The sequence below is a fragment of the Laspinema olomoucense D3b genome (assembly GCF_025370785.1).
GTDB lineage: Bacteria > Cyanobacteriota > Cyanobacteriia > Cyanobacteriales > Laspinemataceae > Laspinema > Laspinema olomoucense.
In genome coordinates this window covers 1-16,991 of the sequence record NZ_JAMXFA010000008.1, presented here as the reverse complement: position 1 = coordinate 16,991, position 16,991 = coordinate 1, and the positions used below count along the sequence as shown (strand labels likewise).

At 47.6% G+C, this 16,991-nt stretch carries 13 protein-coding genes; 4 read left to right on the top strand and 9 right to left on the bottom strand.

The window, feature by feature from the left end:
• Positions 1-25: 25 nt before the first annotated feature.
• Positions 26-427: a fasciclin domain-containing protein gene (locus NG792_RS07570; protein WP_261199270.1), complete on the top strand. Its 402-nt coding sequence runs from the start codon at positions 26-28 to the stop codon at positions 425-427.
• A gap of 94 nt (positions 428-521) precedes the next feature.
• Here the strand turns inward: NG792_RS07570 and NG792_RS07565 are convergent, their stop codons facing one another.
• From NG792_RS07565 to NG792_RS07550, 4 genes are all read right to left on the bottom strand, one after another.
• On the bottom strand, positions 522-1,817 hold the full coding sequence (locus NG792_RS07565) for a CO2 hydration protein (protein WP_261199271.1): 1,296 nt from the start codon (positions 1,815-1,817) through the stop codon (positions 522-524).
• Between the two features lie 173 nt (positions 1,818-1,990).
• Positions 1,991-3,499, bottom strand: a complete 1,509-nt coding sequence (locus tag NG792_RS07560) for an NADH-quinone oxidoreductase subunit M (protein WP_261235002.1) — start codon at positions 3,497-3,499, stop codon at positions 1,991-1,993.
• 63 nt (positions 3,500-3,562) lie between these two features.
• A complete protein-coding gene (locus tag NG792_RS07555) occupies positions 3,563-4,288 on the bottom strand; it encodes a carbonic anhydrase (RefSeq protein ID WP_261235001.1) in 726 nt (241 codons plus the stop codon).
• Between the two features lie 161 nt (positions 4,289-4,449).
• Positions 4,450-6,309, bottom strand: coding sequence for an NAD(P)H-quinone oxidoreductase subunit F (locus NG792_RS07550; RefSeq protein ID WP_261235000.1), 1,860 nt, complete (start codon positions 6,307-6,309; stop codon positions 4,450-4,452).
• Positions 6,310-7,177: 868 nt separating this feature from the next.
• Here NG792_RS07550 and NG792_RS07545 point away from each other — a divergent pair.
• Entirely contained in the window at positions 7,178-8,686 is a 1,509-nt protein-coding gene (locus NG792_RS07545) for a WD40 repeat domain-containing protein (RefSeq protein ID WP_261234999.1), read from the top strand.
• 40 nt (positions 8,687-8,726) lie between these two features.
• Here NG792_RS07545 and NG792_RS07540 read toward each other — a convergent pair whose 3' ends face one another.
• The 4 genes from NG792_RS07540 to NG792_RS07525 all read right to left on the bottom strand — a co-directional run bounded on the left by NG792_RS07540 (position 8,727) and on the right by NG792_RS07525 (position 13,183).
• Positions 8,727-9,731 carry a tetratricopeptide repeat protein gene (locus tag NG792_RS07540; protein ID WP_261234998.1) on the bottom strand — a complete coding sequence of 335 codons (1,005 nt, stop codon included), beginning with the start codon at positions 9,729-9,731 and terminating at the stop codon, positions 8,727-8,729.
• A gap of 285 nt (positions 9,732-10,016) precedes the next feature.
• Positions 10,017-10,484, bottom strand: coding sequence for a DUF2141 domain-containing protein (locus NG792_RS07535; protein ID WP_261199277.1), 468 nt, complete (start codon positions 10,482-10,484; stop codon positions 10,017-10,019).
• Positions 10,485-11,134: 650 nt separating this feature from the next.
• Positions 11,135-12,346, bottom strand: a complete 1,212-nt coding sequence (locus tag NG792_RS07530) for a hybrid sensor histidine kinase/response regulator (protein WP_261234997.1) — start codon at positions 12,344-12,346, stop codon at positions 11,135-11,137.
• Positions 12,347-12,937: 591 nt separating this feature from the next.
• Positions 12,938-13,183 (bottom strand): hypothetical protein, encoded by a 246-nt coding sequence (locus NG792_RS07525; RefSeq protein ID WP_261234996.1) that lies wholly within the window; start codon positions 13,181-13,183, stop codon positions 12,938-12,940.
• Positions 13,184-14,137: 954 nt separating this feature from the next.
• On the opposite strand from NG792_RS07525, the gene NG792_RS07520 reads away from it, so the two are divergent.
• On the top strand, positions 14,138-14,860 hold the full coding sequence (locus tag NG792_RS07520; protein ID WP_261199280.1) for a response regulator transcription factor: 723 nt from the start codon (positions 14,138-14,140) through the stop codon (positions 14,858-14,860).
• A gap of 615 nt (positions 14,861-15,475) precedes the next feature.
• Here NG792_RS07520 and NG792_RS07515 read toward each other — a convergent pair.
• Positions 15,476-15,700 (bottom strand): DUF2811 domain-containing protein, encoded by a 225-nt coding sequence (locus NG792_RS07515; protein WP_015150167.1) that lies wholly within the window; start codon positions 15,698-15,700, stop codon positions 15,476-15,478.
• 941 nt (positions 15,701-16,641) lie between these two features.
• Between NG792_RS07515 and NG792_RS07510 the strand changes: the two genes are divergently transcribed.
• Complete coding sequence (locus NG792_RS07510) at positions 16,642-16,896, top strand: hypothetical protein (RefSeq protein ID WP_261199281.1); 255 nt, start codon at positions 16,642-16,644, stop codon at positions 16,894-16,896.
• Positions 16,897-16,991: the final 95 nt, after the last annotated feature.

Genomic DNA, 16,991 nt, shown 5'->3' with positions numbered 1-16,991 from the left:
ATTTTGTACAAACCCAGGTGAATTTATGCCCGATATTGTGGATATTGCCGTCAGCAATGACTCCTTTAAAACCCTTGTGGCTGCGGTGCAGGCGGCAAGTTTAGTCGAAACCTTAAAAAGCCCCGGTCCCTTCACAGTTTTTGCTCCCACCGATGCCGCCTTTGCCAAATTGCCTCCGGGAACGATTCACACCCTGTTACAAAATATTCCTCAATTAGCCCGAATTTTAACCTATCATGTCGTCCCCGGTAAATTGATGCAAGCCGATTTAGCAAAATTAAAGTCCGTTACCTCGGTGGAAGGGTCTCCCATTTCCATAGATTGTTCCAGCGGATTTGAAGTCAAAAATGCCACGGTTGTTATGGCTGATGTGGAAGCAGATAATGGGGTAATTCATGTGATTGATAACGTGATTTTAATGGGATAAAATTAAGGGTGCGTCAAATGACGCACCCTTAATTTTATCGGCAGTTTAAATCATCCTGAGAATTTTAACACTCTCACAATGTGACTTTGGAGCTTTATCGATAATCCTGACTTTGAATCTCCCGGATCCGGGATTCAGGACGTTTAAAGCGATCGAGTTGGCTTTCAAAAAACTGACGATTTGCCATCAAATGCTTCGGATTTGGATCATCTAAGGGATAGAGTAAGGCAGTCCGTAAGGCTTGAATGACAGCGGAAGTGACACAATACATTGATCGCTGGAAACTAATTCCCAACTGAATCAACATATCATCCTCACCCCGGCAATATTGGCGATAATAATCCACCAAATAGGGGGGGAGGAAATGCAGCATATCCTGCATTAATAAGGTGGGGGGAATTCCTGCCGTTCCCACGGGAAAGACATCGGCATATAAAATGCCATAATGGAAGTCTTTCTGCTCATCTGGGACTTGTTTAGCTTGGGCGTTATAGGATTTAGTGCCTCGGAAAGGTGCAGTGCGATAAAACACGGCTTCCACGTAGGGTAAGGCGGCTTCATATAACCAGGTAAAGCCTTTAGATTTGGGGATAATTTCGTAAACTTTGCCGCGAATATGCACGTGATGGTAAATGGGACGTCCCGCGATCGCAAAGATGCCATTGACAAGGAAATTCATCGCTTCCGGAACGGTGGTGAGTTTGCCTTCATCATAGAGATCAGACATTTCAAAAAAGACGGGGGCCATCACTTCCCAGAACAATCCCAAATTACTATAATAGGACAGTTGTCTCACCTGTTCTAAAAACATTTCGGGAAACAGTTTATAGAGTCCCAACATCACGGGATTGCCTTGAAAATAGGCTTTAATCGCGACATCCGCATTGGCTTTGTACTCGTCACTATCGAGATAGCCATCAAATTTCCCCCAACCCATATCTCTGCCATGCCACAACATCGCTCGCATACAGGCTTCGGCAAATTCCATATTAACGCGATCGTGGAACCAATGATGGAATAAGCGGGGGAGTTTTTTGTTTAATTCCCCTTTTTCCATAAATGCTAAGAGTTCCGGATGTGCTGTTGCTTCTCCCCGCCAAATTCGCAAGTCTGCATCATCGCCAGCATAGTGATTATGCAGTTCTAAATACTCTTTCGGGAGGAAGTATTTGAAAAAGTTAAAAGGTTCTAAAAAAACTTCTTGGGCAATATAAAGCAAATCGCGCCAGTAAAAGTCCATCGGTACAGCGTAGGCTTTATAAATGCCGATAATTTGCTTCAAATTTTCTGGATTATCCGGCAACATTGCGCCACCGGCTTCTAACCGATGAATAATATCGGCAAATTCATGGGTAGAGGGGGGAAGTTTTGTGGAAGTTGCAGTTGTCATAGTTTAGAGGTTTTCTGGAATAACAGTCAAAAAAAGGCAATTAAGGCGGCTTTTTCACTAAATTATAGCGCGTCTAAATCATGATGAGTCCAGAACGCCGGAGTGGGAGCGTCTCCCTCCCGAGTGCAGCAAGGGAGCGAGATGCTCCCACTCCTGCAAGTTTCTAATTGATTTTAGGGTGCGAAATAGTTCACTTTTTGAGCAATTTGCGCGGGATGAGAGGGAGTAATATTAGCTACCATTGCTGTAGTTGTCGGTTCACTCCACCGCACTAACCAAGCTGGTTGAATACCTAATATAAAAATAGTAATCGCCAATACCAAAGCGGGAACTCGTTCGACTGCCAATACTTTCGGATAATATGCCAACTGATTATCCAGCTTCCCGAAACAGGTGCGATTGATTAAAATCGCGAAATAAACGGCAGTTAAACCCGAGGCAATAATACAAAGTAAAGTTTGCACGGGAAACACGGAAAAACTGCCTTGAAATACCATGAATTCCGCAATAAATCCGACTAATCCGGGAATTCCCGCACTTGCCATCCCCCCTAAAATTAGGAAGGCACTGGTGAGCGGTAATCCGCGATTAGGATTCATTAATCCATTCAAAACATCGAGTTCGCGAGTACCAATTTTGAGCTCAATGATGCCTACGATATAAAAGAGAATGGCTAGGATTAATCCATGACTGACCATTTGGGTAACTGCACCAAGCAAGCTGAGGGGAGTTCCGGCGGCGGCAGCAACTAAAATATAGCCCATGTGTCCAATGGAACTATAGGCAACCATGCGCTTGATGTCCTTTTGAGCGATCGCACTAAAAGCACCATACATGACACTAACCACCCCAACAATGGCCAACACAGGGCCAACGAGTGACCAGGTTTCCGGGAACAGTTGCAACCCAAATCGGATTAATCCATAAGTCCCTAATTTAGACACAATTCCCCCCAGGAGAATCGCCACCGACGGGGACGCTTCGACATAAGCATCGGGCAACCAAGTATGCAAGGGAACCAGGGGAATTTTAATCCCAAATCCCACTACCAGAATAGACAGTAAAATTAGTTGGGTGGTTAAGGATAAATTTTGGGTGGAAATCGCTCCAATATCAAAGCTGCTGGACCCGCTTAACCAGGCTATTCCCAAAAATCCAGCTAATATTAAAATCCCAGACAATGCGGTATAAATCAGGAATTTCATCGCCGCATACCCGCGCTTTTGCCCCCCCCAAATTCCAATTAAGAGGTAAATAGGAATCAGCTCTAATTCATAAAACAGCACAAATAATAACAAATTTTGTGCTATAAATGCCCCGGTGATTCCGGCATTCACGAGGAAAATCAGGGGATAATATAGCCGAGGGCGCTCCACAGTTTCACCCCGACCATAAATCGCAATGCAGGTGAGAAATGCGCTTAAGGCAAGCAGGGGGAAAGATAACCCATCAATGCCTAATTTATAGTTGAGCCCTAACTGGGGAATCCAAGGTAAATTTTCTTGGAATTGCATTCCCGGGGAGGCTAAATCAAACTGAGTGGCGATCGCCACCGTCCAAGCTAAAATCCCCAAGGCGACTGCCAGGGCAATATTGCGTAATTGCGTAGGCGACCCCTTGGACGGCCAAAATCCAATGATCGCTGCACCCAAAAGGGGTAATCCAATTAATAGACTTAGCATGGCGTTATCCTTTGTAGCTCCTCAAACGTGAATGAACAATAGAAGCACCGAGGCAAGTAGAGTTTAACTGAGTACCTCAACCTCTCCGGTATCTAAATCATAGTAACCGCCCACTATTTTTAATTTCCCGGCGGCGATTAATTCAGAAATTACTGGAGATTTTTTCAATTGATTGACTTGCCAAGAAACATTAGCTTTGATCCCATTTTCTAGGGGGTCACCATTCTGTCCTTCAATACTTGTCAATGCAGGGGCGATCGCTGCCACTAAGCTGCCAATTTTACCCGGAAATTCACCCCCTTTAATTGCCGCCTTGACCGCACCACAGCGTTCATGACCTAATACCATGATGACCTTTGAACCCAAAACAGCCGTCCCAAATTCCAAACTCCCAGTTTCCTCGGGAGTCACCACATTTCCCGCTTGGCGGACCACAAATAAATCCCCAAATCCTTGATCAAAGACAATCTCAACCGGGACTCGCGAATCCGCACAACTCAAAAGCGCCGCAAAGGGAGTTTGATGTTCTGCTACTTCTGCCATTCGGCCAAAACTTTGGTGGGGATTGATGCGTTTTTCGCTGACAAACCGTTGATTGCCTTCCATTAATAGATTTAAGGCATCATCTGGGGATAAATTGGCCGGAACCGCCGAGGGTTGATTCACCTGCATTTTAGAGGTAGAAACGCAGGAAAGGGTCGCCGTAACTGCGCTAGTCCCCAGCGCTGCTGCTCCGAATTTGAGTAAATTGCGGCGGGAAATTTGAGTCGGGCTGATGGAATTGCTCATGAACTTGCGGGTTTGGGTTTTAGGCGCTAAATTTGCGAATTGTACCAGGATAGATTAGCTAGAAATATGAGGCGATGCCCCGGCTTAAAGTTAAATAACTAAGCATGAGGGCTGATCCATATATCGAACTTATGACATTCATCCTATTGTACCAGAGGGCGCTAGTTAAAAATCAAGAAAATCTTTAACAAAGACGGCCAAGCGAGTAAAATCCCTAACACAGCAATTCCCGACAGAATAGTCAGGGCATAAAATTGGGTTTGGCCGGAAACATTGTATTTTAACCCCTGGCCACTAAAGAGGGTAAATAAGCCGACTAAATTGACCAATCCATCGACAATGTAGCGGTCAAACCAGGAGACAATCTGGGAAACAAATCCCACTGCAAATACAATGGTCAGTTTGTACAACTTAGCGGTGTAAAAATCGTAAGCAAAAAAGTCTTGGACGGATTGGGGACCAAATTTGACGGGTTTGGGAATGCGATCGCTCATGTAAACGAATGCACCCAATCCACCCCCGACTACCGTTGACCCAACCAGAACTCCCGCCACAGGAATATTCAGGTTCGCCCAGTCCGGCAGCAGATTCCATTGCATCAAAATTAACGGAATATGTAGGGTTACCCCCATTAAAACCACCATTGGTAAGACCATCGGCCAATGTACTTCAGGCGATCGCACCGTCATCGGTTTCGGTTTCCCCCCGAAAATCAATCCGAACTCGCGAATCACACTAAATGCCGTTAAGCCATTCACCACCACCAACACCCCCACCAACTCCGGGTGAGTGGGCCACAGATTCTCCGCCATTGTGAGCAACGCCCAGAATCCGCCAAATGGAGGTAATGCGACTAAACCCGCGACTCCCACCAGAAATGCCAAACCCGAAATCGGACGGCGAGACCACAGTCCCCCATACTGAGTGAGGTCTTGTGTAATCGTATTCCAGATAATCCCCCCGTTAGCCATAATCAACAGTGCCATCGCCACCGCGTGAGCAAGTAGCAACATCAGCGCGGTTTTAGTTTCGCCCGTACCCACGGCGATAAACACTAAACCCATGTATGCACTCACCGAGTAAGAGAGCGATCGCTTAATATCAATTTGGGCAATGGAGATCGCGGAAGCCCCTACTGCTGTCACAGCCCCAATATAAATCGCCGTCGTCGTGGCAATCTCCGACATTGCCAACACCGGCTGTAATTTAACCAACACCCAGGCCCCAGTCGCCACCACCACGGAATTCCGCAAAATCGTACTGGGAATGGGCCCCTCCATCGCCTCATCCAACCACAGATGCAACGGAAACTGAGCACATTTCCCCAAGGGTCCCGCAATTAATGCTAACCCCAACAAAGTAGCGACTTTTGGATCTAAATGAGCCGTTTGCGCCCATTGCGCTAATTTATCAAAATTCCAGGTTCCTGCTAACGGTAATAAAGCCACTACCCCCATCAGTAGGATTAAATCTCCCACCCGTTTTGTTAGAAAAGCATCTCTTGCACCCGTCACTACTAACGGTTGCGAGAACCACAATCCCACTAATAAATAAGTGCCCAGGGTAAGGATTTCTAAAATGACATAGGTGAAAAATAAGGAATTGCACAAAATCAGGGCGCATAGTCCCGCTTCAAATACTCCCAACATGGCATAGAAGCGACCCCAACCCCAATCCATTTCCATATATCCCACGGCAAAAATCTGCGCCAGCAGATTCAATCCCGTGACTAATGCCATTGCACCTACCGTCAAGGCAGATATTTTTAAATCTAGGGTTAGGTTTAAACCAGCAGCATTCAACCAAGTCCAAGATATCTGTTGCGCCGGTTGATTCCAGGTTGCCGTTAACGCTAACAAACTATGACTGAAAGCGAAAAATGTTAGGACTAAATTAATATAGCCCGAGGGTCTCGGTCCTGTTTTTCGGATCATTCCCGGTGACCAAGCGCTCGCCAGAAGTGTGCCGAGTAAGGCATAGCCCGGTACTAACCAAACGGTTGTCAAAAGTAAATCAGCCATCCGCATTTCCTAATATGAGCCGTTAATGAACAGTCTGCCCTTGATGCTTACCTGATAAGTTTCAGGACTGCTCTGGGGTAGTGCTGGAACAGATTCATGTTTTCTTAATCTTCTTGGGAGTAGAGTATCGTTATTCCGTCCCAAAAGGAAGAGAGTGCTACACAACACTTAATAATTTGTGATCTAATTTCTTCTTATAACCTCATCTACACAGGGCTTTGGGGGGTGCAGGGGTTGAGCGAGGGAACTATTGATTTTAATGATGGATATCATCGAGTTTACTCTATGATAGGGTCACAGTGACCGCTTACCCGGGTCAACATCCCCGGACTCCGGGTAAAATTTGAGGTTAAATTAAAATTTGGGTCTTCCTAAATAAGTAATGATACTTAGGGATGTCCCCTGATTAAACTCCCTTTTCTGCTTAACTTCAGCAGACTCTCAAGTATTTATACTTTAACTCCCACTTTTAAAAATTAATCTTTCGGACGAGTTGAGACCTAGGCTATCAACAACCGCCACTTTGTAGGGGTAATTCCCTTAACCACAAACCCTCACGCTCTCGTCAGTCCCTCCCTACGGGAAAAACGGGTTCCCACGATTTGTAGAGGGATAATCTGGAGGGAGTCAGATGGGAATGCTAAATTAAAACAGTTGAATTTGCATTCCAAATCCGATGGGTAGGCATTGATTCCCCGGGGTTTAAACCCGAAGACTTACGCAAGAGGGGGGATTTGAGTCCATCGGATAGGTGGATTTCATCTACTGCTGTGCTTACTCAATAGAGAAAGATAGAAAAGAGGCGTAAGTCCGACAACCGGCTCCCTCAAGTCAGACCTTCTAAACTCTAAACATTAAAGCTTAACCGATGTTCAGTGCCGACCAACTCCAGAAAAATTTCTCCCAACCGCTGGATCGTGCGGCGATCGCCCTGATTGCGGTGCTGACGGTGGCGATCGCCCTGCTCTTATTTGGAGGGGATAGTACCGCTCCACGAGTACGGGAATTTAGCTGGCAAAATAAACAAGTCAGTGCCAGCGATCGCGCCTTTATCATGACCTTCAGCCGTCCGATGGATCGCCAGAGTGTGGAAGATAACTTGAGAATCGAACCGCCAGTGCCGGGTAAAATCAGTTGGGCGGGGAGGCGGATGGCATACACCGTCACCCAAGGAGTGCCTTATGGGATGGAATTTAAACTGGAACTTAGCCAAGCGCGGGAACGGTTCGCCGAAGCGGGAAAAGAGGGAACCCTGATTGAGCCATTTGTGGGGGAGTTTAAAAGCCGCGATCGCGCCTTAGTCTATATCGGAATCTCCCCGGAAGAACGGGGACGGTTAATTCTTTACAACTTCAGCAAAAGCCAAAAAACCATTCTGACCCCGAAAGAAATTACAGTTTTGGATTATCAACCCTATCCCGAGGGCGATCGCCTCTTATTTTCGGCGATCGACTCCCGTTCTACCCAGCAAGGACTTTTAGAGCAACGACTCTTCACCGTCACCACCGGCATCGTCCCAGAAACCCCAGGCAGAAAATCCAGCCGCCGTGACAACTCACCGGGTCAAATCGAACAGATATTAGACTCCCAGAACTATCAAAACCTCAGCTTTGACCTCTCCCCCGATGGTAAAACCATTCTGGTGCAGCGGATCAACAAACAGGACCCGGGACAATTTGGGCTCTGGAAAATAGAGGAAGGAAAGCAACCCAAACCCCTCCAAAACGAACCGGGTGGGGATTTTATTATTACTCCTGATAGTCAAACCGTGGCGATCGCCCAGGGACAGGGATTAGCCATTTTGCCTCTAGAACCGGAAGCCGAACCCGTAGATTTTCTACCCCAATTTGGGCGAGTCTTGAGCTTTTCGGCTGATGGTAGTGCGGCGGCGATGGTGAAATTCAACACCGACTACACGCGATCGCTCTATTTAGTCACCACCACGGGAGTCAGCAAAGAACTACTCCGCATTAAAGGTTCATTTCTGAGCGCCCAATTTGGGCCCCAAGGAAACACCCTCTATTGTTTGCTTACGAAATTGGTAGAAGGGGAAATTTATAGAGAAGAACCTTACATCGCCGCCATTAATTTAGAAACCGGGGACCTGCAACCCCTGGTTTTGTTACCGGAGCAACGAGAGATTCATCTCAGTTTGGCCCCGGATGGGTTAGGGTTGCTGTTTGATCAAATTGTCAGCGCCGCCCCCCAAGCCAATCAAGCCCCAGTGGATGCAGTTCGCACCAGTTCCGGGGAGGTGATCGCCAGAAGTCGGCTCTGGCTGCTGCCCTTGGATCCCAGCGCCCCCCCCAACCAGCCCTTAGATTACAAACCGGAAGAGTTACCCTTTGAGGGCCTCCGTCCGGGCTGGCTTCCTTAAAAAACGGGCGGGGATTCCAACCCCCGCCCGTTTGTTTAGCCTACTGTGCCTGCTGACGCAAGCGAGCCAACTGCTGTCTAGCCTTCGTATGGTTCGGGGTAATTCGCAGAGCTTGGTCATAGGAGGCGATCGCATCATCGTACCGCTCTAACTGCTCTAGTGCCAAACCGCGATTGTACCAGGCACTGGCGGGACCCGTGGATAAACCCCACTCACCATTACTGCTAATGGCGCTATCATAGGCGCTCACGGCTGCTTCCAATTCACCCAGGAGCAGGAGTGCAGTAGCTTTGTTGTACCAAGCGAGGGAAAATAGAGGATCCAGTTCGAGCGCCCGATCAAAAGAAGCCAGAGCATCATCCCGGCGATCGAGTTGCCAGAGGACCGAACCCCGGTTGAGGGCGGCATCTGCGGCGCGGTTGTCCCCCCACTGTCCATTCCCATCCAAAGCGCGATCGAACGCCGTTAACGCATCCTCAAAGCGTTCCGCCTGTTTGAGCACCATCCCCCGACTGAGCCAAGCCAGAGAATAATTCGGACTAATTTCCGTCGCCCGGTCAATCGAGGCGATCGCATCATCATAACGCGCCAACTGCTCTAACACCATGCCTCGTCCAATCCAGGCATCAGCATTATTAGAATTTAACTCCAGCGCACTGTCATAAGTTTTGAGCGCCTCTTCATATTGCTTGGACGACAACAAAAATTGACCCCGGGAGAGTAACGTCTCCACCTCACTCGTCGCCTGTTGTGCCGGTCTGGGCTCCACCGTTTCCCCCTGCACTGTCGGGGTTGCTGCCGGTTCTTGGCTTCTTTCGGGAGTCGCCCCCGGGGTCGATGTAGGGCTTTCAGGGGGTCTCTCGGGAGTTGCCCTAGGGGTAACCGGCGGCTGTAGCGATTCTAGGATGTCGGGAGAAGTAGTCACCTCTCCAGAATCCATGCCCCCTGTGGGATCATTGGGAATCGCCAATCCGGGTAACGGCATGGATATCCCCCATATTCCCATTGCTGTCACAATACCGAGCCATTTAAACATAGGCTGCATAAATTTAGCCTCCAACAACTGCTGATTTTTTCCTAACTTTTGCCTGAGATGCCCCTCATGATAGATCGCTTCACCCTCCTGCGACTCCTGGAAATTGCCTTGCCTCCATTCCCGGGAAAACTTTTACGGTTCCCCACGCGGAACTAAAACTGACAATTTTGCGCTCAAGAGCTTGCCTTGTTGTGATTGAAAGGCCACTTCATGGAGTGAAGAAACCGCCAGAGTGGCATTCAGGGTTAGGGTAAGCTCCCCCGGTTATCTTTTGAATGTATTTTACAATTGAGCCTAGATTCGGAGCAAATATTTCATCGTAATCCGAACCGTTGTAGTTTGTCCGGCGACGAAAAAGGTAGCTTCGCTAAATTTGGGAGCACCAGTCAGGATGGGGGGATTATTGGAAAATCCAAATCCTTCGCGGGGAATACCCACCGCATTCGCATTCAGTTGTCCATCGGCGTTCTCATCGTGAAAGACTGCTAGGGCATAGTTGCCCGCATTTAATCCATCGATGCGTAGGGTCACAGGCAGGTTTTCAAGGGGGGAACATTCGGCTTTGAGCGCCTTCGTCCCATCCCGAGGAAATCCCTCGCTGCGGGAAAAAATGGTGTAACAAATATTGCCTCGGGGATTGGTGATACCTTCTATTTGAATGTTGAGCTGGCTGGCGGGCACAGCTCGGACTGTTTGAATTAGGGTAAAACTGCTAAAGATTGAGGCGATCGCTAAAATAATTTTTCCAGGTGTTTTCATCATTTTGAGCCAGGTTATGTAAGTGTAAATAAAGGTCCCACTCATCCTCGGATCCAGGGGTTTTAATTGGGGCTTTTTAGGGAATTCTTCTTGACCGGAACCCCCTGACTAGATTGAGTTTTCGCCTGGGGGAGGGGTTCAGAAACCTTCGAGCTAAAAGTATTCGCCCTTCTTCCCTACCGCTGCTCGGTTAGCGATCGGCTGGGTTCTCTTCCAGATGCACTGGACTCAAGAACCCCCTAATTTTTGGACTGATTTAATTGTAGGAATTTTTATCCCCAAATCAATAAATTTTTGATAAAGATAGAAAGAATAGCCTAAAAAAGTCAAATTTAGGGGAGGGAAAGAGACTGTTAAACAGGATATCATCCCCCCAGATTGCCAACCCCCTCATCCCCACAAGGCAGAAGTCACAGAGCAGGGTTTAGGAAAAATAGCATCCTCACCGGGAATAATAGCCTTTTCTGAAATGGTTTGAGCAGAAATGATATCCACTCCCCAGGGTAGGAGGTGGCTTGGAAAACGGGAAGTTAGGACTAACTGATTGATTTATATTCGGCTAGAAACCGGGTTGCTGTAAAAGAACAGCGATTGATTTCAGGCCAAAAGAGGGTAGAAAACCCGGTTTCTCCTCTGCTTAGAAGGTGCGATCGCTAACCGGGGTTCAAGGGTGATGCAGAAGTCCTAGAAGGAAGAGTAACGGTAACCGTCGTCCCCACACCCACTTCACTGACAATGGTAATCTCTCCGCGATGTAATTCCACACATTTTTTGGCGATCGCCAAGCCCAAACCCGTCCCCTGAATGGTCCCCACATTGCTACCCCGGTGAAACGCATTAAAAACTTGGCCCTGTTCGTGGGGTAAAATCCCAAGTCCTTGGTCTTTTACGCGAAAAATGGTTACAGGTGAATCGATATCTTTAAATTCGGCCTCCGTAAATGATAACCCTTTCTCCTCAGTCAAATTACTCGGATTATAGTAAATTAATTCTAGTTCTATTTCCCCTCCTTTAGGAGAATATTTAATAGAATTAGAAAGAAGATTAATTAGCATTTGTTGTACTAACTTTTCATCGATAACAACCTCCAAATCATCCCCGTAATGGCTTACCCTAATTTGATGTAGAGAACCAGGAGCAAGCCGCAATTCGGCAATCACTTCTTGACAGAGGTTTTTAAGATTCACCGGAGCCGGATTAAACTCAATCTGTCCTGATTCAACCTCATTGATAGACAACACATCTGCAACCAACTGCGTTAAATGAGTCGCCGCCAATTGAATCCGTTCGAGATGTTTAAGCCGTTTTTGCTCATCCCATTTGTGCCAATAACATTCAAGCAATTCTGCCGAAGATAAAATCGCCGTCAGGGGAGTACGGTACTCGTGGGAGACCATTGTCACAATTCGGGACCTCAATTCATTGAGTTCTCGTTCTTGCTCCAGTGCTTTGAGGATTTCACGTTCAGCTTGTTTTTCTTGTAAAAGCCGCTGAACGCGCCGTCGCAAGACTGCCCAATGAATGGGTTTGGTAATATAGTCTGTCGCACCGGCTTCAAATGCGCGATCAACCGAATCCTCGTCTTCTAAGCTGGTAATCATTAACACCGGGATACCTAACCCACCGGCGATCGCCTTAATTTGAGTACAGCAGGTAAAACCATCCATCCCCGGCATTTTGGCGTCCAGCAGCACGATATCCGGGTTGAGTTGCTTGTACAGTTCCAACCCTTCAATACCATCGGCTGCCTCTACCACTCGATACCCTTCATTATGCATGGCCCGCCGCAGCATCATCCGCGTTGTCCGGTCATCATCTACCAACAGAATCAAAGGAGAATTGTTTTGGGAATCATTACTATTCATCTAATCTTTTACTAGGATATTAGGAGAACCGCACTCCACGAGAGGCGTGAGTATTGGGAAGAACAAAACTCTGTCAACAGCGGGATTCGGTGTCACAGTCAGTCAGGAAACCAGGGTTGCACCTAGACTTGCTCAAACTGTTTCTGTCCCTCTGAATGTAGACCCTTTAAAGCCTGCATTCATCCAGTTAAGTGGGCGGATTAAACTGCCGCAGTTTTCTGTGGGGTCAGATCATCCCTTGCCTTTTAAGATTGAGTGAGAATGCGAGGGTTGTCGTTTTTAACTACAACAGGACTGTGCAGTGGACATCATCCCTGGCCCTTCCCAGAGTGATGAGGTCCAAATCCAAAAATTTGACCTTCCCAAGGGAGGCACTGAATCCAGCTACAATCTGTACCTCAGCCGACTCAAAAGCGCTATAAGTTGCGTTGGATGAGCGGGATAGGACAAAGAGTGCCAGGATATTTTGTCATGAATCACACCAGATGACTTGACTTTTTTGAGACTGGACAAAACTATAGGAAAATACGGCTGTCCGTAAAAAGCTGAGTCAGTGGTCAGATTCAACGGTTCAATCTGGGGGATAATTCCCTAAATCTGGCATCGAATTCCAACGGTTCGCGTTGGGTCTTTCACTTCTGAATCAGGGTTTGGAGTCGTGGATTGATGAGGGGGGACGTGAGTCCGCTGTACCCCATCGGGTCCCTCCGGTTCTACTTCCTGTTTCCCCCCGGCTTCCAGAGGCAGCCACGGGGCTTCCAGGATGCTTCCCCTAAGGCGGATTGGACTGAGCCTGCGCGATCGCCCTCCTGTCCCGGAAGGGGCTTTTGAGAACACCCCACTCACGACTCCAACCAAGGCAGAGGTCCCAGGACTGGGTTCAAGGGATACTGGTTAGCGAAGTCTTGGGCGGTGATTGACTAGGAATGAGAAAAACTCCCCTCTATTATCTCTGGAATTAGCGGGATTTGCGAAACTCATACCCCGCAGGCCATACAGCCTAGGCGATCGCTCGCCTATCCCATTGTGGCGCGATCGGCCAGAGGTACTTTTTTAAGGGTTAAATTCCCAGCATCCCGTTTGGATACCTCCACCCTTTTGCCTCAAAACTGCACCGCAACCAGGGTGAAGCAATGGACGGGAGAAATTTGAGGGGGGAACCCCGGTTCCCCCCTCATGTTTGGCAAATCTCCGGATCCCAAGGCCAACTGATAGCGCAACAGAATCACCGGGGAGGGGTTACCCGGTTGCACTTCTTCCTCAAAATGCTACGCCCTGACCCTGTTGTGTGTTATAACGTAATCCCCCAATCGTAAATTTTAAGCTATCGTAAGGTTTGAATATCATCTTGACTGTTTTTAAGTCAATTTTTCTTGGGGGAGTGGTCTGGTTGTCGAATTGCGCACAAATGGCTTTATTCCCTAACTACCCCTCTATCTATTTTATCGAGAACTCCTTGCTCCCATTGCTACTGAGCAACTCCCTCTAGTAGCAATGGGTGGATCTGTTGTATAGTCAGCGATACCCTTCGCGATTCAAGATCCGCTAAATCAGTGGAGGTGGAGGGAGTGACAACAGCACTCTAGGCAGGGTCTAAAGGAGGACGTCCCGTTTCCTTTGAATTTGCCTCATTTGTTGCCAATCAATCATTTGGGCAATACTCTATAAAGGGATTATAGTGGATCCTTGAATTCACCCTGATTGGCTTAATCAAGTTAGACCCTCTATCTGACTCATCATGTCAGGCTGAATGATAACTCTTGACCTGTTCACACCAGCACAGTTGTAGCTATGGCCTCTGCCAAGATTCTTGTGGTTGATGACGATCCGGCGATCCGGAATTTAATCCATCGCTTTTTAAGTAAGCAAGACTATCAAATGGAGTCGGCTGAAGATGGAAAAAAAGCGCTCGAACTCTTCGAGCAATTTAATCCAGACTTGGTGATTCTGGATGTTAACTTACCCGATACTACGGGCTATCAGCTTTGCCAAGCGATGCAAAAGCGCACGGGTGTTTTCGTTTTAATGCTGACCAGTCGCACGGATGAAGCTGATAAAATCCGGGGATTTAATTTAGGTGCAGATGATTATATTACCAAACCCTTTAGTCTCGTCGAACTCGGTGCTAGGGTCGGGGCGCTGTTGAAGCGTCAACGGGTTGTCCAGGTTGCAGAACAACCCTCCGTTGATTTCGGAACGATGAGCATCGATCCGGTGCGTCGCGAGGTGACTATCTCGGCTCGTCCCATTCTCCTAACTGCCCTGGAATTTGATCTACTCTATTTTTTAGCCTCTCATCCAGGCCGAGTTTGGCGTAGATCTGAACTGCTTCAAGAAGTTTGGGATTATGACTATGTGGGGGATCAGCGTGTGGTGGACGTGCATATCGGCCAAATCCGCCGCAAAATTGAAGGGGATGGCATCTATCCCAAGCTGATTCATACGGTGCGCGGAGTGGGATACAAGTTTGAAGCTCAAAGTGGTGATTCCGAAGATGCACCGGAGGAAATCTAGTCCAAATTTAGATGTGATCGTCGCTACGTTTCAATTCATTCTCATTCGGGACTCAATGGCGTCTGTACGAAAAACAAACGCCTTTTTCCCAGGGACCCCCATGTTGATGAATCGGCTGTTTGAGTTGCTATAGAGGGGCCTAGGCAATCTCTCCAGCTCACCTCATCTGTGTCTGGTGTTATGACTGCACCCCCACCTGGGGGGAAACCACCGCAAGCATCCATTGCATCCATTTCTGATTTGACGGGGAGCTCATTCCGATGCAGGCATGGACCCTCTACAATCCTAGATCCACCCCCCGGCAGCTACTCTTTGTCAATTTCAGTGGGTTGAGATGGGATGCGGTGCGATCGCCTTGCTACATCATGATAGATTCACCCTAGGGCTTGAACGGTGGAAGGGCTCACCCCTGGCGAGGTAGCACGATGACTCATCCTTGCACTGATGCGGTTTGACCTTTCCAAGTAATGCTCTTTTCTCTTCATTTGCTCTTGATCGGCCTGGTAATCTGGCATCACCCCTCTCCCCAACGGTTTGCCCGGATTCAGGAGATCCCTGCCTCGGCGGCAGTTTCCTCTCCCGATCCCTCAACCCAAATTCCCTCACCTTTGTAGGTTAAACCGGATGCTGAAACAGGGTTTCCAGATACACTCTAGCCGCTTGGTGATAGTTTTTTGAGGCTTCGGGCGTTCGATTATCCCCATTTTGTAACAAAAACAGAGACAGGGCTGCCGCAAACACCCGGTCTTGATCCCAGTCGGGGTGAGAGTCTAAATACCCTTTAAGGGATTGATGCAGTTCTTCTGGAATTTCTGCAAGGATGCTGACGTTTGCGTTCATTCTGGAAACCTCCGTGCGCGTTCCGCGTAGCTGTTGACGTTTTACCAATCCCCACCCGCTTTGATTCAAGCCGGTGTTACTCTCATTCGGGTTGCGGCACTCCGCTTTAGCTGGAACGAGCGAGCTAAAGCTTTTCGATAAGAATGCTGGCTGCTTATTTTTAAAAGCTGCAATGACGAGAAACCCTTTTGTTTTAGGTTGGCGGTTTCATTGTGCGCTCAGAAGGGGTGGAGTTGTCAACGTTGCGAAATGTTAAGATTTTCGTTCTAGGTCCCTTGAAGCTACGAAAGAATCAGGATTATAGCTATTTATTGTTACACAACTTTACAAAATTTCCTCCCTCGATCGCCGTCCGTCATTTTTTGACCTTAATCCCCAGTTCAACCAAAAGATGAGAACTCGACGGCGATCGCCTGGGGAAAACTCTCCCTAACCTGTGGAAAACCCCCGATAACCTGTGGAAATCGTTGTGGAATCTGTGGGGAAAACCCGCTGAAAAAATAAGAATTGCAAAATTTTAGCAATTTTAGGGAAGTTAGAGATTGGTAACTGAAAATTATCAATCTCCAGAATATAGAGTTAGTGATTAAAAATAAAGTGATTATTAACTGTTTATTTTTTTCTCAAATTTTCATCGGGATTTATGCCTAGGCATTGCCTCAATTTAGGGACAAGGAAAGGTTCTTTGTCCCCGATAATCATCCCATTCCTGACTTCCTGTGCCTTTAAACCCATCTCCCCTGGAGTGAACCAGGGGATTTTTCAGCGCGATATCCAGCGCTTAGGGCCAGGATTGTTAAGTTCTACTAACTTTGCTTGACGCCTAAAAATCATATCTGTAACAATTGTTACAGACAAAAATATTACATAACCCATGTAGGCACACCCCAGATCTAGCTTTTGGATCCAGGGTCACCGTGATCATAAAAAGGTAAAAAATTATGAAACTCGACCTAGTTAAACAAGAATTGGAAAAAGTCTATTTGCGATCGCCCGAATGGATCCCCACATCCCAGCGGGAAATTCTATGGCAGGAACCGGAACCCAATACCTGGGTGCAGTTACTCGAACAACCCAGCGAATACAGTGCAGATCAAGCCTTGCTACTGTGTAAATGCGGCGAGCACGAGTGGGTAGCTTGGGTCCCCGAACATGGTGAGGTGATCTTGCATGAAGGCCAATTTTACGGACTGTGAGGGGAGGTGGGGAGATAAGGGAGATAGGGGAGATAGGGGAGATAGGGGAGATAGGGGAGATAGGGGAGATAGGGGAGATAGGGGAGATAGGGGAG